This window comes from Halorubrum halodurans, assembly GCF_002252985.1.
Taxonomy (GTDB): domain Archaea; phylum Halobacteriota; class Halobacteria; order Halobacteriales; family Haloferacaceae; genus Halorubrum; species Halorubrum halodurans.
This window is the reverse complement of record NZ_NHPJ01000069.1, coordinates 1-22,128: the sequence shown is the minus strand read 5'-3', so window position 1 is coordinate 22,128 and position 22,128 is coordinate 1. Positions and strand designations below refer to the sequence as shown.

24 protein-coding genes and 1 tRNA gene are annotated in these 22,128 nt (G+C 70.8%); 18 read left to right on the top strand and 7 right to left on the bottom strand.

From position 1 onward, the window contains the following. Positions 1–36: 36 nt before the first annotated feature. From DJ70_RS06760 to DJ70_RS06735, 6 genes are all read left to right on the top strand, one after another. Positions 37–1,320, top strand: a complete 1,284-nt coding sequence (locus tag DJ70_RS06760) for a tRNA pseudouridine(54/55) synthase Pus10 (RefSeq protein ID WP_094531334.1) — start codon at positions 37–39, stop codon at positions 1,318–1,320. 93 nt (positions 1,321–1,413) lie between these two features. After that, on the top strand, positions 1,414–2,112 hold the full coding sequence (locus DJ70_RS06755) for a universal stress protein (RefSeq protein WP_094531332.1): 699 nt from the start codon (positions 1,414–1,416) through the stop codon (positions 2,110–2,112). Between the two features lie 135 nt (positions 2,113–2,247). Beyond that, a complete protein-coding gene (trpD, locus tag DJ70_RS06750; protein WP_094531330.1) occupies positions 2,248–3,330 on the top strand; it encodes an anthranilate phosphoribosyltransferase in 1,083 nt (360 codons plus the stop codon). After that, the gene (locus DJ70_RS06745) at positions 3,330–3,974 is read left to right on the top strand and encodes a phosphoribosylanthranilate isomerase (protein ID WP_094531329.1); all 645 of its coding nucleotides are present in this window, start codon (positions 3,330–3,332) and stop codon (positions 3,972–3,974) included. Before trpD ends, DJ70_RS06745 begins: the two co-directional genes overlap by 1 nt. Continuing rightward, a complete protein-coding gene (gene trpE / locus DJ70_RS06740) occupies positions 3,971–5,701 on the top strand; it encodes an anthranilate synthase component I (RefSeq protein ID WP_094531327.1) in 1,731 nt (576 codons plus the stop codon). Before DJ70_RS06745 ends, trpE begins: the two co-directional genes overlap by 4 nt. Next, complete coding sequence (locus tag DJ70_RS06735; RefSeq protein WP_094531325.1) at positions 5,698–6,366, top strand: anthranilate synthase component II; 669 nt, start codon at positions 5,698–5,700, stop codon at positions 6,364–6,366. Before trpE ends, DJ70_RS06735 begins: the two co-directional genes overlap by 4 nt. A 48-nt stretch (positions 6,367–6,414) precedes the next feature. Here DJ70_RS06735 and DJ70_RS06730 read toward each other — a convergent pair whose 3' ends face one another. Next, complete coding sequence (locus tag DJ70_RS06730) at positions 6,415–8,019, bottom strand: amidohydrolase (RefSeq protein WP_094531323.1); 1,605 nt, start codon at positions 8,017–8,019, stop codon at positions 6,415–6,417. Between the two features lie 102 nt (positions 8,020–8,121). On the opposite strand from DJ70_RS06730, the gene DJ70_RS06725 reads away from it, so the two are divergent. Together DJ70_RS06725 and DJ70_RS17935 are read left to right on the top strand one after the other, a co-directional pair. Next, on the top strand, positions 8,122–8,571 hold the full coding sequence (locus tag DJ70_RS06725) for a universal stress protein (RefSeq protein WP_094531321.1): 450 nt from the start codon (positions 8,122–8,124) through the stop codon (positions 8,569–8,571). A 559-nt stretch (positions 8,572–9,130) separates the two neighbouring features. Continuing rightward, positions 9,131–9,262, top strand: a complete 132-nt coding sequence (locus tag DJ70_RS17935; RefSeq protein ID WP_275542350.1) for a hypothetical protein — start codon at positions 9,131–9,133, stop codon at positions 9,260–9,262. Between the two features lie 41 nt (positions 9,263–9,303). Here DJ70_RS17935 and DJ70_RS06720 read toward each other — a convergent pair whose 3' ends face one another. Then, on the bottom strand, positions 9,304–9,870 hold the full coding sequence (locus DJ70_RS06720; protein WP_094531319.1) for a peptidylprolyl isomerase: 567 nt from the start codon (positions 9,868–9,870) through the stop codon (positions 9,304–9,306). Positions 9,871–9,950: 80 nt separating this feature from the next. Here DJ70_RS06720 and DJ70_RS06715 point away from each other — a divergent pair, with 80 nt between their 5' ends. Both DJ70_RS06715 and truA read left to right on the top strand, forming a co-directional pair. Beyond that, positions 9,951–10,388 (top strand): universal stress protein, encoded by a 438-nt coding sequence (locus DJ70_RS06715; RefSeq protein WP_094531317.1) that lies wholly within the window; start codon positions 9,951–9,953, stop codon positions 10,386–10,388. Continuing rightward, positions 10,388–11,266, top strand: a complete 879-nt coding sequence (gene truA / locus DJ70_RS06710; RefSeq protein ID WP_094531354.1) for a tRNA pseudouridine(38-40) synthase TruA — start codon at positions 10,388–10,390, stop codon at positions 11,264–11,266. Before DJ70_RS06715 ends, truA begins: the two co-directional genes overlap by 1 nt. 15 nt (positions 11,267–11,281) lie before the next feature. Here the strand turns inward: truA and DJ70_RS06705 are convergent, their stop codons facing one another. Further along, on the bottom strand, positions 11,282–11,851 hold the full coding sequence (locus DJ70_RS06705; RefSeq protein WP_094531315.1) for an Rrf2 family transcriptional regulator: 570 nt from the start codon (positions 11,849–11,851) through the stop codon (positions 11,282–11,284). A 306-nt stretch (positions 11,852–12,157) separates the two neighbouring features. On the opposite strand from DJ70_RS06705, the gene DJ70_RS06700 reads away from it, so the two are divergent. After that, the gene (locus tag DJ70_RS06700; protein WP_094531313.1) at positions 12,158–13,093 is read left to right on the top strand and encodes an NAD+ synthase; all 936 of its coding nucleotides are present in this window, start codon (positions 12,158–12,160) and stop codon (positions 13,091–13,093) included. 49 nt (positions 13,094–13,142) lie between these two features. On the opposite strand, the gene DJ70_RS06695 is transcribed toward DJ70_RS06700, so the two are convergent. Next, on the bottom strand, positions 13,143–14,546 hold the full coding sequence (locus DJ70_RS06695; RefSeq protein ID WP_094531311.1) for a M28 family metallopeptidase: 1,404 nt from the start codon (positions 14,544–14,546) through the stop codon (positions 13,143–13,145). Positions 14,547–14,660: 114 nt separating this feature from the next. On the opposite strand from DJ70_RS06695, the gene DJ70_RS06690 reads away from it, so the two are divergent. Then, positions 14,661–14,731, top strand: a tRNA-Gly gene (locus tag DJ70_RS06690). A gap of 42 nt (positions 14,732–14,773) precedes the next feature. On the opposite strand, the gene DJ70_RS06685 is transcribed toward DJ70_RS06690, so the two are convergent. Together DJ70_RS06685 and DJ70_RS06680 are read right to left on the bottom strand one after the other, a co-directional pair. Next, a complete protein-coding gene (locus DJ70_RS06685) occupies positions 14,774–15,634 on the bottom strand; it encodes an IS5 family transposase (RefSeq protein ID WP_094531309.1) in 861 nt (286 codons plus the stop codon). A gap of 794 nt (positions 15,635–16,428) precedes the next feature. After that, positions 16,429–17,571, bottom strand: coding sequence for a KaiC domain-containing protein (locus DJ70_RS06680; protein WP_094531307.1), 1,143 nt, complete (start codon positions 17,569–17,571; stop codon positions 16,429–16,431). A gap of 119 nt (positions 17,572–17,690) precedes the next feature. Here DJ70_RS06680 and DJ70_RS06675 point away from each other — a divergent pair, with 119 nt between their 5' ends. Beyond that, positions 17,691–18,512, top strand: coding sequence for an NAD(+)/NADH kinase (locus DJ70_RS06675; RefSeq protein WP_094531306.1), 822 nt, complete (start codon positions 17,691–17,693; stop codon positions 18,510–18,512). Positions 18,513–18,569: 57 nt separating this feature from the next. On the opposite strand, the gene DJ70_RS06670 is transcribed toward DJ70_RS06675, so the two are convergent. Beyond that, the gene (locus DJ70_RS06670; protein WP_094531304.1) at positions 18,570–18,800 is read right to left on the bottom strand and encodes a hypothetical protein; all 231 of its coding nucleotides are present in this window, start codon (positions 18,798–18,800) and stop codon (positions 18,570–18,572) included. 155 nt (positions 18,801–18,955) lie between these two features. On the opposite strand from DJ70_RS06670, the gene DJ70_RS17765 reads away from it, so the two are divergent. From DJ70_RS17765 to DJ70_RS06645, 5 genes are read left to right on the top strand one after another with little or no spacing between them, the layout of a single operon-like run. Further along, positions 18,956–19,300 (top strand): TFIIB-type zinc ribbon-containing protein, encoded by a 345-nt coding sequence (locus DJ70_RS17765; RefSeq protein ID WP_094531303.1) that lies wholly within the window; start codon positions 18,956–18,958, stop codon positions 19,298–19,300. Between the two features lie 3 nt (positions 19,301–19,303). Continuing rightward, a complete protein-coding gene (locus tag DJ70_RS06660) occupies positions 19,304–20,059 on the top strand; it encodes a hypothetical protein (RefSeq protein WP_094531301.1) in 756 nt (251 codons plus the stop codon). Positions 20,060–20,061: 2 nt separating this feature from the next. Beyond that, positions 20,062–20,412 (top strand): hypothetical protein, encoded by a 351-nt coding sequence (locus DJ70_RS06655; protein WP_094531299.1) that lies wholly within the window; start codon positions 20,062–20,064, stop codon positions 20,410–20,412. Positions 20,413–20,436: 24 nt separating this feature from the next. Next, complete coding sequence (locus tag DJ70_RS06650; protein ID WP_094531297.1) at positions 20,437–20,892, top strand: nucleoside deaminase; 456 nt, start codon at positions 20,437–20,439, stop codon at positions 20,890–20,892. A 2-nt stretch (positions 20,893–20,894) separates the two neighbouring features. After that, positions 20,895–21,917, top strand: coding sequence for a carbohydrate kinase family protein (locus tag DJ70_RS06645; RefSeq protein ID WP_245810736.1), 1,023 nt, complete (start codon positions 20,895–20,897; stop codon positions 21,915–21,917). Positions 21,918–22,128 lie beyond the last annotated feature (211 nt).

Genomic DNA, 22,128 nt, shown 5'->3' with positions numbered 1-22,128 from the left:
GGCAAGACAGTTACCCCGCGGCCGGTTTCCTCCCGTATGGACGTACTGGAAGTCGCCGCGCGCGCGACCGCGACGGGGCCGGTGTGTGACGCCTGTCTCGGTCGGCTGGTCGCCGACCGGAGCTTCGGCCTCTCGAACGCCGAGCGCGGGTCGGCGCTGCGGGTCTCGCTCGCGCTCCGCGGGGACGACGACCACGAGCCGGTCGCGACCGCGGACTGTTGGGTGTGTGAGGGGCGCTGTGCCGATTTCGGCGCGTGGGCCGAGCGCGCCGCGGAGGCGGTCGAGGAGGTCGAGTTCTCGACGTACAACGTCGGGACGCGGCCGCCGCCGCTGATCGAGGAGAACGAGGCGCTGCTCCGCGAGGAGGCCGGGCTGGAGGCCGACGCCGGCGAGCCGTTCAAGTCCGAGTTCAACCGCGAGGTCGGCAAGCGGGTCGGGCGGCTCACGGACGCCGAGGTCTCCTTCGACCGCCCGGACGTCCAGTTCACGATCGATCTGGCCGAGGACGCCCTCGACGCGAAGGTGAACTCCGCGTTCGTCTACGGGCGCTACCGGAAGCTGGAGCGCGACGTCCCCCAGACCGAGTGGCCCTGCCGGGAGTGTACCGGGTCGGGACGGCAAGGGGCGGACCCCTGTGACCACTGCGGCGGGTCGGGCTACCTCTACGACGACAGCGTCGAGGAGTACACCGCGCCGATCGTCGAGGACGTGATGGACGGCACGGAGGCGACGTTCCACGGCGCGGGCCGAGAGGACGTCGACGCGCTGATGCTCGGCACCGGCCGCCCGTTCGTGGTCGAGGTGGCGGAGCCGCGTCGCCGCCGGGTCGACACCGACCGGCTCGAGGCCGACATCAACGCCTTCGCCGAGGGGGCGGTCGAGGTCGAGGGCCTCCGGCTCGCGACGTACGACATGGTCGAGCGCGTCAAGGAACACGACGCCTCGAAGCGCTACCGCGCGCAGGTGGCCTTCGACGCCGACGTCGACGCCGAGGCGCTGGCGGCCGCGGTCGACGAGTTGGAGGGGACGACGGTGGAGCAGTACACCCCGAAGCGCGTCGACCACCGGCGCGCGAGCCTGACCCGCGAGCGCGACGTGTACGCGGCGACCGCGGAACTCGAGGACGCGCGCCACGCGGTCGTCGAGATCCACGGCGCGGGCGGGCTCTACATCAAGGAGCTGATCTCCGGCGACGAGGGCCGAACCGAGCCGAGCCTCGCCGGGCTCCTCGGCGTCGGCGCCGACGTCACCGCCCTCGACGTGATCGCGGTCGAGGGCGAGGCGGAGCCGTTCGAGGACGAGGCGTACTTCAGGGAGTAGGCGGCCGGGGAATCCCCTCGGAACGGGGCGCGTCGGCCGGCGAGACCCGTCGGACCAACGGGATTTATCATGCGCACGTCTGACGCATGGAGCATGTACGGGAGCGACGCCGACGACGCGACCGGGGACGAGACCGCCGGCGACCGGTTCGCCGGCGCGTCCGAACCCGGCGAACCGGTCGTCGAGCCGGCCGTCGCGGAGGCGCTCGCGGCGACGGGGACGGCCGCGGACGCGCGGGTGGAGGGGACGGACCGTGCGGACCGGCCGGACCGGATCGCCTCGATACTCGTCGCGGTCGGTCCCGGCCCGCACTCGGGCGCGACCGTCGACCTCGCGCGCGCGCTCGCCGAAGTGACCGACGCGTGGCTGGAGCTGTTCCACGTGGTGCCGTCCGAGGACGCGCTCGACGGCGAGACCGGCGAGGACGCGGCGGGGAACGGGGCGGACGCGGCGGAACCCGCGGGCGCCGGATCGGACGGCCGGAACGCGCCCGACGCCACTGCGACCGCCGCCGACGGCGACGCGACGACCGGCGATCCCCTGCTCGCGGCCGCGAGCGACCGTCTCGGCGGCTTCGAGCGGGTCGACCGCTGGCTCGTCGAGGGGCGGACCGCCGCCGGCGCGGTCGTCGAGCAGTCGCCGTACTACGACCTCGTCGTCGTCGGAACGCCGACCACGGGGACGGTCGGCCGGTTCGTCTTCGGCTCCACGACGGACACCGTCGTCGACGAGTCCGCGGTTCCGGTGGTCGTCGTCGAGGCGGACGGCGAGGCGCCGATCGTCGAGGACTGACCGGCCACACTCGGACTCGACCGCGATCCTCCAGCGTCGCCGCCGGACGCACCGGCCGCCCGGCCGCCGCCGACAGCGTTAAATCGGTGTACATACTTGTACATTACAACGCGAACTCATACATCGGTGGACACTATGGACATTCAGCACACGGTCGAACGCGTGACGAACGGGGAGGACCTGTCGCTCGAGGAGGCGCGGGAGACCGCGCGACTCGTCTTCGAGGAGATGACCGAGGCGCAGATCGGGGCGCTGCTCGCCGCGTTGCGCGCGAAGGGCGAGACCGAGGCGGAGATCGCGGGCTTCGCGCAGGGGATGCGCGACGCCGCGCGGACGATCGATCCCGGCCGGTCGCCGCTCGTCGACACCTGCGGGACCGGGGGCGACGAGTACGACACGATCAACGTCTCGACGACCTCGGCGATCGTCGCCGCGGGCGCGGGCGTCCCGATCGCCAAACACGGCAACTACTCCGTCTCCTCGTCGTCCGGCAGCGCCGACGTCCTCGAGGTCGCCGGCGCGGACGTCGAGGCCGAGCCCGCGGCGGTCGAGGCCGCGATCGAGGCCGACGGGATCGGGTTCATGCTCGCGCCCGTCTTCCACCCGGCGATGAAGGCCGTCATCGGCCCGCGCAAGGAGCTCGGGATGCGGACGATCTTCAACGTGCTCGGCCCGCTGACGAACCCAGCAGGGGCGGACGCCCAGCTGCTCGGCGTCTACGACCCCGACCTGGTCGGACCGATCGCCCGCGCGCTCGCGCACATGCCCGTGGAGCGCGCCCTCGTCGTCCACGGCGCGGGGATGGACGAGATCGGGATCCACGACGAGACGGTCGCCGCCGAGGTCGACGGCGACGCGGTCCGCGAGTTCACGATCACGCCGGAGGCGCTCGGCGTGGAGCGAGCGCCGATCGAGGCGGTCGCCGGCGGGACGCCCGAGGAGAACGCGGCGGACCTGCGGGGCATCGTCGACGGCTCCGTGACGGGAGCGAAACGCGACCTGATCCTCGCGAACGCGGGCGCGGCGATCTACGTCGCCGGCGAGGCCGACTCGCTTTCGGCCGGCGTCGAGCTGGCCGCCGAGGCGATCGACTCGGGCGCGGCCGCCGAGAAGTTCGCGGCGCTCTGCGGCGGGGAGACGCCGGAGCCGGCCGCGGCCGGGTCGAGCGTGACCGCCGGATCGGGAACGGCGACGGGTTCCGGATCGGAGGGCGAGTGATGGCGCGGGTGAAGGTGTGCGGGCTCACCGACGACGCGGACCTCCGGGCGGCCGTCGAGGCGGGTGCGGACGCGATCGGCGTGATAACCGAGGTGCCGGTCGACACTCCCCGTGAGGTCGATCCGGCGCGTGCGGCCGACCTGCTCGCCGACGTGCCCCCGTTCGTCACGGCGACGCTCGTCACGATGCCGACCTCGGCCGAGCGCGCGGTCGAGCTGGTCCGGACCATCGGTCCCGACGCGCTCCAGCTACACGGCGAGTGGACCCCCGACGAGATCCGGTTCATCCGCGCGGAGACCGAGCGGAAGGTGCTCGTCGCGATCGACGCGACGGACCCGGCGCGCGCCGAGGAGTTCGACCGCGTCGCCGACGCGCTCGTCGTCGACTCGACGCGGGAATCCGGCGCGGGCGGCACCGGCGAGACCCACGACTGGGCGGCGACCGGCGAGCTGGCCGAGCGGCTGACCGTCCCGGTCGTGCTCGCCGGCGGGCTCACCGCGGAGAACGTCGCCGAGGCGGTGCGGGTCGCCGACCCGTACGCGGTCGACGTGGCCTCCGGAGTGGAGCGGATCGAGGGACGCAAGGACCACAACGCGGTCGCCCGGTTCGTCGCCAACGCGGGCCGCGAGATGGAGGTCGCATGACCGGCGACGCGGACCGCACGGCCGAGGGCGCCCCGTCGACCGCGCTCGACCGCTCGAGGGCCGAGTTCGTCGAGCTGGTCGCGGACGCCGATCGTCCGGTCGTCGTCCGGGCGGCCGCGTCGCTCGACCCTGAGATCACCCCGCTGTCGGCGTACGCCACGCTCGTCGGCGACGAGCCGTACGGGTTCCTCCTCGAGTCCGGCGAGAAGGTGGCCTCGAGCGATCCCGACGGCGCGTTCACGGCCGGCGGGAAGGCCGACAGACACGCCCGCTACTCGTTCGTCGGCTACGATCCGGAGGCGGTCGTCTCGGTCCACCCCGACCGCACCGAGGTGACCGAGCTCGGTCCCGCCGCGGCGTTCGTCGGCGACGTCGACGGCGACGCGACCGGCGAGGACGGTGAGGACGGTGAGGACGGGAAGGACGAAAGCGAGGGCACCGTCGGCGATGCCGACGGCGACGCCATCGACCGGATCCGCGCGGCCTTTCCCGACGTGAGCCGCCGCGGCTTCCCGGAGACCGACCGGCAGATCCTCTCGGGGGGCTTCGTCGGCTTCCTCGCGTACGAGGCGGTGTACGACCTCTGGCTCGAGGAGGTCGGCGTCGACCGCCCCGAGACCGAGTTCCCCGACGCCGAGTTCCTGTTGACGACGCGGACCGTCGTCTTCGACGAGAAGGAGGGAACCGTCGATCTGGTGTTCACGCCGATCGTCGACGTCGACGACGACCCAGGCGAGGTGTACGACGAGCTCGCCGCGGAGGCCGACCGCGTCGCCGCCGACCTCGCGGCGGCCGATCCGCCCGATCCCGGCGGCGTCCGCGTGCGCGAGGAGGCGGCCGACCCGCAGGACGACTACGAGGAGGCCGTTCGGACCGCGAAACGCCACGTCCTCGACGGCGACATCTACCAGGGCGTGATCTCCCGGAGCCGGCGGCTCCGCGGCGACGTCGACCCGCTCGGCCTGTACGCGGCCCTCCGGGAGATCAACCCCTCGCCGTACATGTACGTCCTCAGCCACGACGACCGGACGGTGGTCGGCGCGAGCCCGGAGACCCTCGTCTCGGTGAAGGGCGACCGGGTGGTCTCGAACCCGATCGCGGGCACCTGTCCGCGCGGGACGAGCCCGGTCGAGGATCGCCGGCTCGCCGGCGAGATGCTCGCCGACGGGAAGGAGCGCGCCGAACACACGATGCTCGTCGACCTCGCGCGCAACGACGTGCGCCGGGTGTCGGAGCCGGGGTCGGTCCGCGTCGAGGAGTTCATGAACGTGTTGAAGTACAGCCACGTCCAGCACATCGAGTCGACGGTGACGGGGACGCTCGCGGCCGACCGCGATCCCTTCGACGCCACGCGGGCGGCGTTCCCCGCGGGGACGCTCACCGGCGCGCCGAAGGTGCGCGCGATGGAGGTCATCGACGACCTCGAGACGACGCCGCGGGAGGCGTACGGCGGCGGCGTCGGCTACTACTCGTGGACCGGCGACGCGGACTTCGCGATCGTGATCCGGACGGCGACGATCCGGGAGGGGATCGACGCCGGCGCGGAGAGCGGTGCCGGCGAGGGCGGCACCACGGACGAGATCACCGTTCGCGCCGGCGCGGGGCTCGTCGCCGACTCCGACCCGACCGCGGAGTACGAGGAGACCGAGCGCAAGATGGAGGGGGTCCTCGCCGCCATCGACCGCGTCCGCGAGGACGAACCGGCGCTCGAGGGGGTGGGGCGATGAAGGTGGTCGTCGTCGACAACTTCGATTCGTTCACCTACAACCTCGTCGAGTACGTCTCGGAGCTGTCGATCGGCGGCGGAGCGGGGGACGGCGGCGACGAGGGTGGCGATACCGGCGGCGACGAGGACGGTGGCGACGAGGACACACGCGAGGACGTCGACATCGCGGTGCTCAAAAACACCGCGTCGCTGTCGGCGGTCGAGGCCGAGGACCCGGACGCCGTCGTGATCAGTCCCGGACCGGGGCATCCGAAGAACGAGCGCGACGTGGGCGTCTCGGCGGACGTCCTCCGGGAGCTGTCGACCGAAGTTCCCACGCTCGGGGTGTGTCTCGGGCTGGAGGCGGCCGTCCACGAGTACGGCGGGACCGTCGGACACGCGCCGGAGCCGGTCCACGGCAAGGCGTTCCCGGTCGACCACGACGGCGAGGGCGTCTTCGCCGGGCTCGACCAGGGCTTCCGGGCCGGGCGGTACCACTCGCTCGTCGCGACCGAGGTCCCGGACGCGTTCGCGGTCACGGCGACGACCGACCACGCGGGCGAGCCGGTCGTGATGGGGATCCGGCACCGCGACCACCCGATCGAGGCGGTCCAGTTCCACCCCGAGAGCGTCCTCACCGCGGTCGGCCACGACGTGATCCGCAACTTCCTCGAGTCGGTCGCGTAGGTCGCGTACCCTCACCTCTCCCAGCCCTACCCCCGACCACCCCGTTTCTCAGCGCGCGTCGTGGACGACGTCGCCGTCGACGACCGTCATCGCCACGTCGAGATCGCGGATCGCCTCCGGGTGCTCCCACGGCGACGCCTCGAGGACGACGAAGTCGGCGCGCTTGCCGGGCTCGACGGTGCCCAGCCGGTCCTCGTCGAAGCCGGCGTACGCCGCGCCGCGGGTGTACGCGCGGAGCGCCTCGGTCACGGAGAGCCGCTGGCCCGCCGCGGGGGCGTTGACGGCGTGGTGGATCCCGAGGAGCGGTCCCATCGGCATCCCGTCGGAGCCGAACGCGAGACGAACGCCCGCGTCGAGCAGCTCGCGGTAGCGGTTGGTCTCGGCGGTGCGCTCCTCGCCGAGGCGCGCCTCGTAGAGTCCGTCGGACTGCGCCCACTTCAGGAAGTTCGGCTGGACGCTCGCGACGACGCCGGTCTCCGCGAGCCGGTCGACGATCCCGTCGTCGGCGAGTTCGACGTGCTCGATCCGGTGGCGGTCCGCGCCCGGATCCCCGACGGCCGCCCCCTCGTAGGCGTCGAGGGTCGCCCGGATCGCCTCGTCGCCGATGGCGTGGGCCGTGAACTGGTAGCCGGCCTCGGTGGCCTCGCGCACCCACTCGTCGAGCTCGTCGGGCGCGATCACCCACTGGCCGGTCTCGTCGTCGGCGTCGGCGTACGGCTCGGAGAGCTTGGCGGTCCGGCCGCCGAAGCTCCCGTCGGTGAACGACTTGATCGCGCCCGTCTCGACGAACGCGGAGCCGGCGTTCGTCGTCAGCCCGACCTCCCGGAGCGCGTCCAGGTGGTCGGTCCAGTAGTTGATCCGGACGCGCACGGTCAGCTCGCCCGCCGCGTCGAGCTCGCGGTAGACCCGCGGGGCGTGTGAGTCCCGGACCATGTCGTGAAAGCCCGTGATCCCCCGCTCGGCGCAGAGTTCGAGTCCCGCCTCGACCGCCGCGCGCGTCCCCGCGACGCCGGGCTCGACCGCCTCGCGGATCGGGTCGATCGCGGCCTCGAGGAGGACGCCGGTCGGCTCGCCCGCGTCGTCGGTCGGGACCGTCTCGTCGGGGACGTCCGCGAGCGCGTCGGCGAACCGGTCGAGGGCGACCCCGTTGACCGCGGCGACGTGGAGGTCCTCGCGGAAGGCGACGGCCGGCCGGTCGGTCGCGACCCGGTCGAGGTCGGCCCGCGTCAGATAGCGTTTCTCCGTCCACGTCGACTCGTCGTAGCCGTAGCCGATCACCCACTCGCTCGTCGGGTCGGCGTCGGCGGAGTCGGAGTCGGAGTCACCGACGTCCGCTCGCTCGACCTCCTCGGCCCGTTCCGCAAGCAGATCGACCGCCTCCGACGGCGAGTCGGCCGCGGAGAGGTCCGCGTGGACGAGCGATCGACCCACGGTCGTCAGGTGGGTGTGCGCGTCGATGAACCCCGGCAGGAGCGTCCGGCCGTCGAGGTCGACGACGTCGGTGTCGACGCCGGCGAGGAACTCGACGTCGTACGTCCGCCCGAGCCGCACGACCTCGCCGTCGCGGACGGCGACCGCCTCGTGCGTCTCGTCGGGCTCGGCTAGCGTGTGGACCTCCCCGTTCAGGAAGACCCGGTCCGCGGCTTCGCTCATGGACGTCCTCCCGTGCGGGACGGATTAACCGTTTGGGGCCCCCCTCCCTCGATCCGGGAACGGGGCACACGTTTTATTCGGTCGTCGGACGAACCCTCGCACATGTACGATCGAATACTGTTCCCGACGGACGGCACGAAGGGCGTCGACCGCGCGACCGACCACGCCATCGACGCGGCCGATCGCTACGACGCGACCCTCCACGTGCTCTACGTCGTCGACAGCGACATCGTCAACGCCTACTCCGGCGACGAGTTCGTGGACGGTTCCGAGGGCGCGGAGGAGACGCTCGAGGAGAACGGCCGAGAGGCGCTGGAGGCGGTCGCGGAGCGCGCGGAGAGCGCCGGCGTCGAGGTCGTGACCGACCTCGTGTACGGGACGCCCGACGAGGCGATCCTCCGGTACATCGACGAGGAGGACATCGACCTCACCGTGATGGGATCGAAGACGCGGCCGGGCGAGTACCGACGGATGCTCGGCTCCGTCACGGAGCGCGTCTCTCGGCAGTCGCCCGCACCCGTGAGCATCGTGAAGACGACCGTCTCGGGCTGAGATCGAGTCGCAGGCGACGGCGTCGCGGTCGGATCGGTTGAATCCCGGCTCTTTCCGAGTCTCGCGTTCGAGACGAGATCGCCGGGATCAGTCGGTCGTTGAAGCGTTCTTATATGACGGGCAGTTCGTGAGTGATCGAGGTGATACGAAAAAGATCGTTGCTGGCGCGGTGAACACGTCCAAAGCCCCAGTCGCGAGGAGGCCGTACGCTCGCTGCGCTCCTCACTGGGTCGCTCGTTTTACTCGCTTCCTCGTTGCGGTGCTTGCGTCGCTTACGGCCTCCTCGCGACTGCCCCTTTGAGTCCCACCCCACACTGCCCAGCACCGCACCTCACGCCTCCCCAGCCTCGCGGCTCGCGGCTCGCGGCTTCGCCGCTCGCTTATCGAGGTACTCACTTCGTTCGTACCTCGCTACGCTCGCCGCGTCCCTCGCGGGCTCCTCGTGCCCCTTCGGGGCACTCGGAGGCGCGCCACCGCGATCGCTCACTCCTTCGGCTGTATTGATCGCGACGACGGATGGAACACAACGAATTACGGGAACGGAGAAGACGGTCACCGTATGAGCGATACGGAGCTAAACCTGGCGGCGGTGTTAGTCGGCATTCAAGCGACGCTTATCGCGATCTATCTCGCGGTCGTGGGGAGTCTTGGAGGTATCCTCTCCGGAGCAGCGTCGCCTTCGCGACCGTAGGGACGGGGATCGCTGCCGTGAACCTGTACTGACCGCGGTCGCTACTCCTCGACCGTGACGCGGTCGATCGAGACCGCGTCGCGCGGCTCGTCGTTGCGGCCGGTCGGGACCGAGCCGATCTCCTCGACGACGTCCATCCCCTCGATCACCTGGCCGAAGACGGCGTGTTTGCCGTCGAGGTGCGGGGTGGCGTCGAGCGTGATGAAGAACTGCGAGCCGTTGGTGTTCGGTCCGGAGTTGGCCATCGAGAGGATGCCGGGGGCGTCGTGGGTCAACTCGTCGTGGAACTCGTCGTCGAACTGGTAGCCGGGACCGCCGCGGCCGGACTCCAGCGGGTCGCCGCCCTGGATCATGAAGTCGTCGATGACGCGGTGGAAGACGTTCCCCTCGTACAGCGAGTCGCCGCGGACCTCGCCGGTCTCGGGGTCCTCCCACGTGTTGGTGTCGCGGGCGGGGTCGGCGTCGGCGGCGGGGTCGTGGCGGGCCAGCCCGAGGAAGTTCTCGACCGTCCGCGGCGCGCGGTCGGCGAACAGCTCGATCACGACGTCGCCGTGGTTCGTGTGAAGCGTCACCTGCGGGTTGTCCGGGTCGTGGACGTCTCGTGCCATGCCCCGAGGGAGGTCGTCCGGTCGGAAAACGCTACCCATCCGCCGGTAGCGTTTTGCGCCCGGCGGGTCCATCCCCGACCGTGTACGACGACATCCTCCTGCCGGTCGCGCCGGGCAGCGCCGCGAACGACGCGGTGCCGCACGCCCGGAGCCTCGCGGAGCGCTACGGCGCGACGGTCCACGTCGTGAGCGCGGTCGACACGCTCGAGCACACGCTCGCGGGACCGCGGGCCGGCGCGTTCTCGGAGCGGGTCGAGAAGAGCGCGGAACGACGCGTGGAGACGGTGACCGAGGAGCTCGAGGCGGCCGGGATCGACGCCGTCGGCAGCGTGATCCACGGCGACCCGCTTCGGGTGATCGAGAACGCGATCGCGGACACCGGCGCGGACGTCGTGGTGATGCCGACCCACACGCGGACGGGGATCCAGCGCGTCCTCCTCGGCAGCGTCACGGAGAAGGTCGTCCGCACGTCGTCGGTGCCGGTCGTCACGGTCCCGATGGCCGACGACGAGGCGTGATCCGGGCGTTCCGAGTGGCGTACGACGGCCGCGCGTACGCCGGGTTCCAGCGCCAGCCGCACGCCGAAACCGTCGAGGGCACGCTGCTCGCCGCGCTCTCGGCGCACGGACTCCTCGAGCGCGGCGACGGGCCGACCCACGCGACGCCGCCGGGCTACGCCGCGGCGGGCCGGACGGACGCCGGCGTCTCGGCGGTCGCCCAGACCGTCGCGTTCGAGGCCCCCGCGTGGCTCACGCCGCGGGCGTTCAACGGCCGGCTCCCCGGATCGATCCGGGTCTGGGCGGCCGCCGACGTCGGTTCGGGGTTCCACGCCACCCACGACGCGGTCCGGCGGACGTACCGCTACTACCTGTACGCGCCGACGGATCCGATCCGGATCGACCGGCCGGGCGACCGCGCGCTCGACGACGGCGCGGTTCACGACGCGCTCGCGCGGCTCTCGGGCGCGCACGACTTCCACAACCTCACGAGCGACGACGACGGAACGGTCCGCGACCTCCGGACGAACGCGACGCGGGAGGGTGAGTTCCTCGTCGTCGAGGCGGTCGCCGACGGCTTCCCGCGGGCGCTCGTTCGGCGGCTCGTCGGCGCGGCCGAGGCCGTCGGGCGGGGGACCGCGGACCCGACGCTCCTCGACCGCCTCCTCGCCGACGAGCCGGTCCCCGGCGAGTACGGCGTCGGCCCCGCCGCGCCGGAGCCGCTCGTGCTGTGGAACGTCGCGTACGACGGCGTCGACTTCGCGGTGGACGAGGAGGCCGCCGCGAGCGCGGTCGCCGCGTTCGACGAGCGACACCGCGACGCCCGCCGGATCGCCGCGACGACCCGCGCGATCCGGGACCGGATCGGCGAGTCCGGGCCCGGATCGGCGATACCGTGAGCGGCTCGAGGTGTCTCAGTCGCTCGCCGACCGCCCGCCCATCGAGCCCGCGGTCGTCCCCGTCGGGTCGGCGACCGTCTCCATCGACTCGACGCGCACCATGAGGGTGTCGCCGTCGACGTCGGCGGCGTCGACGACCCCGGAGACGCGGAGTCCCGAGGCCGGCGTCGGTCCCACGGTCACCCGGTCGCCCCGCGCGAAGGGCCGTGCGGACCCGCACAACACGACCTCCGCGCGGCAGAGTTCGGGGTTGTTGACGCTCGAGAGCTCGATCTCGCGGACGGTGATCCCGTCGACCGGCGAGCCGTCGTGGACGACCGGCACCGGCTCGGCCTCCTCCATCCGGTCCAGGTCGAGCGTCTCGTAGGCGCGCCGAGTCGGGGTGTATCCGCCGTCGGGACCGGGAACGCCCTCGACCAACTGGAGCGAGCGGAGGCTCCGCATGCGGTTGCGAACGGTTCCGGGGTTCCGGTCGATGTCGTCGGCTATCCGCCGGCCACAGACGACGCCCTCCTCGTCGTCGACGAGGTTCACGAGCGACGTGAGTATCCGTTCCTGACTCGAACTCAGCTGTATCCCAGACATACGCTACGATAGCGAATATTCTTGTATAAGCGTTTGGTTATAAACACCTAATATACTTGTATTTACTCTTAGTACCGAGATCTTCTTTACGATCGGTTATCAAAACACTTCGGCAGGACGAACGTGTGGTTTTTCGCGTCCGAACGGGCGGCTTTCGTCGGCATCCGGCCGGCGTCCTCCGGTTCCTGATCGACCGCCCGGTCACGGGACGCGCCGGGTCGGCCGATCGCCGCGCTCCTCCGCCGAACGCCCTTAAACAATACCTACGGAGCGTATTTACGCGTCCGTTCGGGACGGCGAGACGCCATGGACACCTCCACACGCAGCGATCCGGGGGCGGGGACGCGGGACGGCGGCGATCCGTACACGGCCACCCGACCCGGAACCGGCCGCGATCCGGCCGCCCGTCGCGAGGACGGGGCCACCGAGTCGACTCCCGCCGACGCCGCCGCTGTCGACGATCCGGACGCGGAGCTCGAACGCGCCGTCTCGTTCGTTCGCGAGACGGTCTCGGCGGCGGACGCCGACGGCGTCGTGATCAACATGAGCGGCGGGCTCGACTCGACGGTCGCCGCCGCGATCGCGGTCGAGGCGCTCGGTTCCGACCGCGTCTACGGGCTGATCCTCCCGTGTAACAAGATCGGCGCCCACCACGCGCGGGACGCGGAGGGGCTCGCGGAGGCGCTCGGGATCGACCACGACACCGTCCACCTCCAGCCGCTCCTCGCGCAGTTCGGGAGCGTCGCGCCCGACCGGTTCGGCCTCCACGACGAGCCGACGCTCGTCGGGAACGCGACCGCACGCCTGCGCATGACGCTGGCGTACCTCGCCGCCAACGCGACCGGCCGGCTCGTCTGCGGGACGACGAACCGGAGCGAGCGCCTGCTCGGCTACCTGACGAAACACGGCGACGGGGCGGCCGACCTCCTGCCCCTCGGCCACCTCTACAAGACCGAGGTCCGGGCCCTCGCCGAGACGCTCGAGGTCCCCGGATTCGTCCTCGAGAAGCCGCCGACCGCCGGGCTGCTCGCCGGCCAGCGCGACGCCGACGACCTCGGAGCCGACTACGACGTCGTCGACTCCGTGTTACGGCTCGCGGTCGACGAGGGCGTCGAGGCCGGCACGGTCGCCGCGCGGCTCGGCCTCGACCGCGAGACGGTCGACGACCTCCTCGAACGCCACCGGGCGACCGAACACAAACGGACGCCGCCGCCGATGCCGGACCGCGGCGGGTCGGCGTGACGCGTCCCGCCGCCTCATCTCGTTCCGTCGTTCACTCCCACAACCCCGGTCACTCCCACGCCGCCGGCCAGAGGTCGGCCGCGCGCATCCCCGTCTCAAACTCGGTCGCGCGGAACGCCTCGACGAGCGCGTCCGTCTCGAGCCGGGCGGGGTCCCGCTCCGCCGCCGCGAACTCGGCGACGAGCAGCGCCGTCAGCATGCCGTGTTCCCGCAGGTTCCGGTCGTCCACCTTGTCGCGGGTGTCCGCGTGGGTGTGCCCCCAGCCGCGGCCGCGCTCGCCGGAGTCGCTGTGGAGCTGGAGCGCGGGCACGCCCCGTCGGACGAAGGGCCACTGGTCGGAGAACGGATGCGGGTCCGGATCCACCTCGATCGGGTGTCGGGTCGCCGTCGACACCGCCGTCGCGACCGATCGGGCCGTCTCGGAGGTGTGCGTCAGCGCCCGCAGGTCGCGGAACCGCCCCGCGCCGTCGACGTTCACCACGCCGCGGACCGAACCGAGGTCGGTCGTCTCCGCCAGCCGCTCCGCGCCGAGCAGCCCGACCTCCTCGCAGCCGACCGCGACGACGTCGACGCCGATCGGGAGATCGGCCTCCGCCAGCACTCCCGCGGCGGTCACGACCGTGGCGACCCCGCAGCCGTTGTCGAGCGCCGCCTCCGCGATGTCGTGGCCGTCGTAGTGGGCCAAGAGGAGGAGCCGCTCGTCGGTGTCGGGGCCGGCCCGCCCGATCACGTTCCGCGACTCCGCGGGCCGGAACGATGCCTCGACCCCCAGTTCGACGCTCGCGACCGGGCCCTCGGCGTTCGCGGCGTACTCGCGGAGCCAGTCGCCGGTCTCCGCGGAGACGCCGACCGCCGGGGCCGCCGCCTCCTGGCCGAACGTGAGCGAGCCCGTCGGGGGGAGCTGCCCCTCGAGGTGGTTGACGAAGACGAACCCGACCGCGCCCGCCGCGAGCGCGTGCCCGAACGTCTCCATGCGGTGGACGAACCGGGATTCCGAGGGCGTCGTCGTCGACGCGACCGCGATCCGGCCCGTCACGTCGGCGTCGTCGATCTCGTCGGGGGTGCCGTATCCCACGTCGACGAGTTCGCCCTCGACCGTCTCCGCCGGCGAGTACGGGAGCGCGAGCGCCTCGAACTCGCGGGTCCGCTCGGTGCCGTCCCGGCCGGAAACCGTGACCCGGAGGTCCGCCCCGCCGCGCTCCCACGCGGTCAACGCGAACGGGTCGGTCCGGACCTCGCGGAGGCCGGCGCGCTCGAAGGCGTCGGCGACGAGCTCGGCCGCCCGCCGCTCCCCGTCGCTTCCGGCCATGCGGCTCCCGATCGCGGTGAGGTCGGTGAGGAACCGCCACGGCTCCTCGGCTGCCCACGTCCGCGCGAGCGCCGGCGCGAGGTCGTCGTACCGGTCCCGCACCCGCTCGACCGCGTCCGGCTCGGCGGAGGCTGCGTCGTCCATGCGAGCCCCTTCCCGGCGGTCGGGTTAACGCTGTGGGAATCGGTGGCGGGCGGAGCGTCACCCCGACCCGCGAAACGCTACGTTAAAGTGACGCCGTCGGGTACTCCGAGTCGAGCACCGTTGGTCCAGTGGTAGGACATTAGCTTCCCAAGCTAATAGCCCGGGTTCAATTCCCGGACGGTGCATTTCTCGAACGCAGTGAGAGGGCCTTGTTTAGACGCCAGCGTTCAGCGTTGTGCCCCCTCGATCGCGCGTTCAATGTTTCGCACCGCTGATTTCATGACAAGTTCGCGGAATTGACCGAACCACGTTCTCGACCACAGCGTCTCACCGTATCGCTGCCGTAAGCCAAAAAACACCGATTCAGCGTTCGAGCGCTGATTATACGCCCCGTCATGGATAAGTAAGTTTCTCGCCCATCCTCGGAAACCGGGGCCGCGTTGCGGAATCAACGGTGTGATACTTTCAGCACGTAACCTCGTCCGAAGTGCTTCCCAGTCATATCCTTTATCAGCCGCTACAGCCGTCAGATCGTCGAGATTCCGCACCAAAACCTGTAAACCGACCTGTGTATCGTGCGGTTGTTTCATCGAACAGTGTATGTCTAGAATCGCGCTCGTTTCACAATCTACGAGAAGCGTGGTTTTGACCGCCTCGAACGTGTAATCCGTCCGCTTCGCGTAATGCTGACTTGCTTGAACGCGATCCACGCCGGTTGCGTCGATTGCTTGAACATCTCCGAGTTCGTATAATTCAACCGATCCGTCAAGGATCGCTCGCCACCGCTTCATCGGAATCGCTTGCTTCCGCGCACAAACGGTTGAGAAGTGAGGAAGCGTCTCAACCGTCAAACCAACCGATTCAACGACTCTCGGCATTTCCCGCAGAACATCCATCAGCTTCCGGTAATCGTGGTCAAGATACTCTTTGAAGCCTTGTACAGCAAGAATCACCCAGTCGGCATACCCTTCTTTTCCGGGTCGGTATGCCGGAGCTGGCTCGCCGGCGACGGCTTTTTTGGAGAGCGATACAACCATCTCTGCGAAGCGGGAGATCTTGGTTTGCACACCCAATCTGTCCCGCTTCACTTCTTAGTAAATTTGGTACTTTGTCGGAGCTACTAGCAAGACGACACTAGTTATACTGAGCGACTTTCTCGTCTAAACAACGCCCAGTGAGAGAAATCACCGGACGGGATTGAACCCTGGAAGTCGCAGCCCGGAACGGTCGAGCGAAGCGAGACCGCAAGCCCGGACCGTCTTCCTCTGGTTCAATTCCCGGACGGTAATACCTGCGGCGAGCAAACCCGCGAGCCACGGCTACGTCACGGGAATCGAACCCTCTCAGTCGCGCGCAGCGAACGGTGCGAGGTGTGAGCGAAGCGAACACCTCGCCAAGCGAGCGAGCACGTCCGATCCCGGTTCGGTTCCCGGAGGTACATCCGAACGCTGAACCATCACTCCACACGGAGGATCGCTCAGTGTAGCCGAAGCAACGACCGATCGCCGGAGCGATGGCGCGCCGGTGAGTGCCGCGGAGCGGCACGAACCGCCCGCGAGGGACGCGGCGAGCGGAGCGAGCCGCGAGGCTGGGGAGGCCTGAGGTGCGGTTGCGGTGCTGTGCGATCGGGAGGGGCAGGACTCAAAGGGGCAATCGCGAGGGCGAAGACGCGCGACGCAAGCACCGCAGGGAGCGAGTGAAACGAGCGACCGAGGAGCACAGCGAGCGCATCGAGTCCTCGCGACTGGGGCTTTGGAGATGTTCACCACGCCAGCGACGACCCCATTCTTATTACCCCGATCACACACGAAACACCCGTACTACTAGCAAGCGAATTCTAAGTCCATTCCAGTAGAGAACGGGCCCCAACGGACCTTCCACCTCAGAAGATGTTCGCCTGCCGGTAGACGGAGATCCCGCCGTCCGTGATCTCATAGGGTTTCGTCTCGCGCGAGTGGTTCGCGTCGCGGATCTTCTGGATCTCGACGGCGAGGCGCGTCTCCCGGAAGTCGGAGCCGCGGACGTACTGGAGGACGAACACGCCGTCGGTCAGGTACTCGACGAGGCCGTACCGCGAGGCGTACGGCGTCTCCTCGCTCGCCTCGGAGGTGAGAAGCGTCGTCACGCCCGCCTCCTTCAGCAGGCGGGTGAACCCGAACACCTCCGAGCGCCGCTTGGCGGGGTGGTCGTACATCATCTCGAGCAGCGAGACGGAGTCGAGCACCAGTCGATCGGCGCCGAACTCCGCGATGAGCCGGGTGAGGTCGTTGCGGATCGACGCCAGCGAGTTCGCCATCTCGATGGGGTCGAGCGAGACGACCGCGAGCTGTCCCGCCTCCACGTACTCCCGGAACGGCCACCCCTTCTCCTCGGCGGTCGCGACGATCGACTCCCGGCTCTGCTCGAGCGTGATGTACACCCCCCGCTCGTCCGACTCGAGCGCCTCGTTGAGGAACTGGAGGGAGAACGTGGTCTTCCCGGTCCCGGCGCCGCCGATGACCGTCAGGAGCGACCGGCTCGGAACCCCGCCGAGGATCATCTCGTCGAGGCCGTCGATCCCCACGTCCGTCCGGTCGATGTCCGACTCGAACTCCTCGGCGTCCGCCTCGTCGAACCCCGCGGGCCCGTCCGCCGCACCGTCGCCGCCGCCACCGCCGAAGGGATCGTCGTCGCCGAAGGATCCGCCGCTACCGCCGAAGGGATCGTCGTCGCCGAAGGACGCGGCGCTCCCGAACGGGTCGTCGTCGGCCGACTCCTCCCCGCCGCCTGCGCCGAACGGGTCGTCGACGGTGCCGGCGTCGCTCCCGTCGGCGGTCCCGCCGAAGGGGTCGCTGGCTTCGTCGTCCGCGCCGGTCTCGGCACCCGAGCCGGGTACCGGGCCGTCGTCGGGGTCCGTCTCGTCCTCGATCTCGGAGTCCGGTCCCTCGGCGTCGTCCCGGTCACCGTCCGGTTCGCCTTCGCGCTCGTTCTCGTCCTCGAGGTCCCGCAGCGCGCGCTCGAACCAGTCCTCCTCCTCGTCGCTCATGGTTCGGGGCGTTCGTTCGGGATCGCCATGTACCGGGGAGGAGGGCCGCCGGCTTGAACCTTTCCGGCGGCCGCGACGAGGTCCACACGCTTTTACTCGGTGCGGCGAAACCCGCGGCCATGGAAGTCGGGATCGTGGCGCGGAAGGGAAACCCGGAGGCCGCGTCGGTCGCCGCCGGGATACGCGACGCCGTCCGGGACGCCGGGGAGACGGTCTGGATCGACGAGGAGACCGCGATCGACCTCGACGTCGACGGTCGCCCCGTCGACGCGCTCGCGGACTGCGACCTGGCGGTCGCGGTCGGCGGCGACGGGACGTTCCTGTTCGTCGCGCGCAACGCCGGCGACACGCCGATACTCGGGGTCAACCTCGGGGAGGTCGGGTTCCTCAACGCCGTCCCGCCGGCGGCCGCCGAGGAGGCGGTGCTCACGGCGGTCGAGGGGTTCCGTGACGGCTCGATGGCCGTCCGGGAGGTCCCGAGGCTCGCCGCGCGCGCCGACGGCTGGGAGTCCGTTCCCGCCGCCAACGAGATCGTCGTTCAGGGCGAGCGCCGCGGTCCCGGCGGCGGCCTCGACTACGAACTGCGCGTGGACGGCTCGCCGTACGCGAGCGGCCACGCCGACGGCGTCCTCGTGGCGACCCCGACCGGCTCCACCGCGTACAACCTCTCCGAGCGGGGGCCGCTCGTCCACCCCGACGTCGCCGGCCTGATCGTCAACGAGATGGCTCCCGACGAGGGGATGGCCCCGCTCGTGGTCGACGTCGACGCGACGGTCGTCGTCTCGGTGTCGACCCCCGACGGGGCGATCGTCGTCAGCGACGGGCGGAACGCGCGGGAGCTCGCCGGACCGGTCGAGGTGACGATCGAGCGGACCTCGCCGCCGATGCGGATCGCGGGCCCGGAGTCCGACTTCTTCGAGGCGTTGAAGAAACTGTCCTGACCGCCGCGACCGCTCCGGCCGAGGTGAGGGCGCGTCCCGCGTTCACGACCGTGAGCCTCAGCTCGCCGGCTCCATCTCCTCCCAGCCGCCGGCGTCGCCGCGCAGCAGCGACCCGACGATCCAGACGACCTCGTCGACGCCGCGGTCCGCCTCGAGCTCCCCCCGCTCGACGCGCTCCACGAACCGATCCAGGTCGTCGAGATCGATCCGCCCGGTCGCCACCGCGTTCGTGATCGTGTCCGTGTCGCTTTCCAGCACGCCGAGAAGGTCCCTCCCGTTCACTCCCATTACAAACACAACTACAGAACGAGTTAATATATTAGTACCGGTTCGGATACCGGTTCCGTTCGGGAGGATCCCGAGCCGAGCGCTGGGGGAGCACCCTCGCTCCCGCCGACCCCCGTACTTTTCACCGCCGGCGTCCACCGTCAACCCGAGAGACCGTGTCGACCGAGTGTCCGCGCTGTGGATCCGAACTGACGACGTTCACGCTCGGCGGGGCCGAGGCCGTCGGCTGCGACGCCTGCGGCTACGCCGGCGTCGAGGTCGACCACTCCGGCGAACCCCGTCTCGTCGAGAGCTGGGAGGAGGCGCTCGAACGCTTCGGCAGGAACGTCGACGAGCGGGAGGAAACGGACGATGAAGAAGAAGTAGGCGACGAAGACGAAGAAGCGGGCGACGACGAAGCGGGCGACGACGAAGCGATCGAAGGGAAAGGGACAGACGACGAGGAAGCGGCCGGGGATGACGAAGCGGACGACGAGGAAGAAACGGACCGAGAGGAGTAACGAATGCCACCGATCGAGATCACCGACGACCACCGAGAACGCATCGAGCGCCTGCGCGAGGAACTGGCGGACCGACACGCCGGTCCGTACGCGACGGTCGGCACCGAGGGAGTGCTCGCGTACCTGCTCGACCTCGCCGACGCCGTCGACGACCCGGACCGGTCGGCCGATCTCGATCGGGGCGGCGGCCCGCCGGCCGGCTCGGACGAGCGCGGCGACGGCGACGCGGATCGGTCACCGTTCGACCGGGAGGCGGCCCGAGGGGTGCTCGAGGAGCGCAACCGTCGACACGGCGACCCCGAGGACGCCGACCGGTCGGACCTGTACTCGCTCGCCGCCGCGTTCGACGTCTCGGGCCGCAGCGACATGACCAAGGAAGAGCTCGTCGAGTCGATCCTCGACGCGGCCGCCGAGCTGGCGGCCGACCCCTTCGCCCGCGTCGACGTGGAGGTGCCCGCCGGAAACGGGGAGGACGACGGGACGGTGAACGCCGAGACCGCAAGCGAGGAGATCGCTGGAGGCGAAAGCGACGACGCCGAAGCCGAACCCGACGATGACGGCGGGGACGGCGACACGTCGGAGGCCGACGACGGCGGCGCCGGGCAACTGAACGCGATGATGAGCCTGCTCGACACCCACGACGACAAGTGGCGGGAGGGCGACGGCGACGTGCGCTACGAGGTGGAACTGCCCGACGGAAGCGTCGAGACGGCCCGCACCAAGGACGACGTGCGGGCGCTGTTGTTCCGGAACTACTGACCATGGGACTCCTCACGGCACTCCGCGAGTGGATAGCCGGCCTCCTCGGCGGCTCGGAGGCGGAAGACGCGAACGACGCGCCCGACGACGGGACGGCGGGATCGGCGCCGGACGACCCGGACGCGGGCGCCGCCGATCGCCTCGATCCGGGAGCCGTCACCGAGACGCGGTCGACCGCGACCGACGACGCGGTCGACAAGCTCCGGGAGGTCCGACGGGCGGCTCCCGAACGGGCGGGAGACGACGAGGACGCCGCGGCCGACGCCTCCGCCGAGAACGCCCCCTCGACCGAGAACGCCCCCACCGACGGCGACGCTCCCACCGACGCCCCCGCCGGCGACGGGAAACGTTAGGTTCCGAGGGCCGAAGGGACGGACATGCCGACCGATCAGGACCACGTCACGCGGACGATCGAGCTCGCCGAGGAGGCGGTCGAGGCCGGGAACACCCCGTTCGGGGCGCTGTTGGCCGTCGACGGCGAGGTGCGGCGGGAGGCGAGGAACACGACCCGAACCGACGACGACGTCTCCGCGCACCCGGAGCTGAAACTGGCGCGGTGGGCCGGCAGCGCGCTCTCGTCCGAGGAGCTGGCCGACTGTACGATGTACGCGAGCACCGAGCCGTGTCCGATGTGTACCGCCGCGATCCACTACGCCGGGATCGACCGCGTCGTCTTCGGAGTCGCGGGCGAGACCCTCCACGAGCTCACCGGCGGCGGGATCCCGATCCCTGCCGACGAGGTGATCCGCCGAGCCGACGGCGACACCGTCGTCGAGGGACCGATCGCGACCGAGGCCGCGATGGCGGTCCACGAGTCCTTCTTCGGGGCGTGACGGTGGCGCCAGGAGACGACCGCGACCCGCCCCGCGTCACCGCCGTCGGCGCGGCCGCGGTCGACGAGTGGTACGCCGTCTCGAACCTCCCGGAGCCCGACGGCGGCGCGTACGCCAGCGAGGTCGAGACCGCGCCGGGCGGGGTCGGCGCGAACGTCGCGGCCGGGCTCGACCGGCTCGGCCGCGAGGTCGGACTCGTCAGCCGGGTCGGCGACGACGAGTACGGCGACCTGGCGCGTTCCTGGCTGGCGGAGACCGGCGTCGACGGCTCGCGCGTCAGCGTCGGCGACGATCCGACGACGCGCTCCGTGATCCTCAGCGCGCCGGACGGCGAGCGCGCCATCGTCACCGCCGGCGAGAGCTTCCGCGAGCTCCGGCTCGATCCGGCGACGCTCGACTCGATCGTCGCGAGCGAGGTCGTCTTCCTCACGGCGTACACGCCCGACCGCGTCGCGCGGGCGGTGCTCGACCGCGTTCTCGAGATGGGGGAGCCCGACCGGCCCGCGCTCGTCTTCGACCTCTCGGGGCCGGTCGAGGAGCTCGCCGGCCGCGGGACCGAGCCGGAGACGGTCCACGGCTACCTCCACCGCGCCGACCTCTTCGTCGCCGGCGGCGTCGCCGCGCCGGCCTACTTCGGTGGTCGCGAGGCGGCCGTCGACCGGCTTCGGGCGGTCCGGGACGCGTCGGTCGGTCCCGCGGTCCTCACCCACGGCGCGGACGGGATGACCGCGATCGTCGACGGCGAGGCGACCCGGATCGACGCGTTCGACGTCGACGTCGTCGACACGACCGGGGCGGGCGACGCGTTCCTCGCCGGCCTGATCGACCGGTGGCTCCTGGCGGATGGCAGGGCGGCGGGTCGCGGGTCGGCGGAGGAACGAAGTCGGGACGCCCTCGTCGACGCCGTCCGGTTCGCGGCCGCGGTCGCCGCGATCAACTGTACGGAGCGGTTCACGCAGACGGGGCTGCCGACCCGCGAGGAGGTCGAGTCGTTCCTCGCGGCGCGCGGCGTGGAACTTCGGTGACGAGCGAGACTATCCTTCGGCGATGAGTCCCGTCGAAATCCACAGCGGATGACACGTTCCAACCGGTTCCGGCCAGTGTAGTCGAAGGAACGAGCGATCGCTGGAGCAGTGGCGCGCCGGTGAGTGGTCGCCGTAGGCGACCGCGAACCGCCCGCGAGGCTGGGGAGGCGTGAGGTGCGGGGCGGTCGCGGTCGGGTGGGACTCAAAGGGG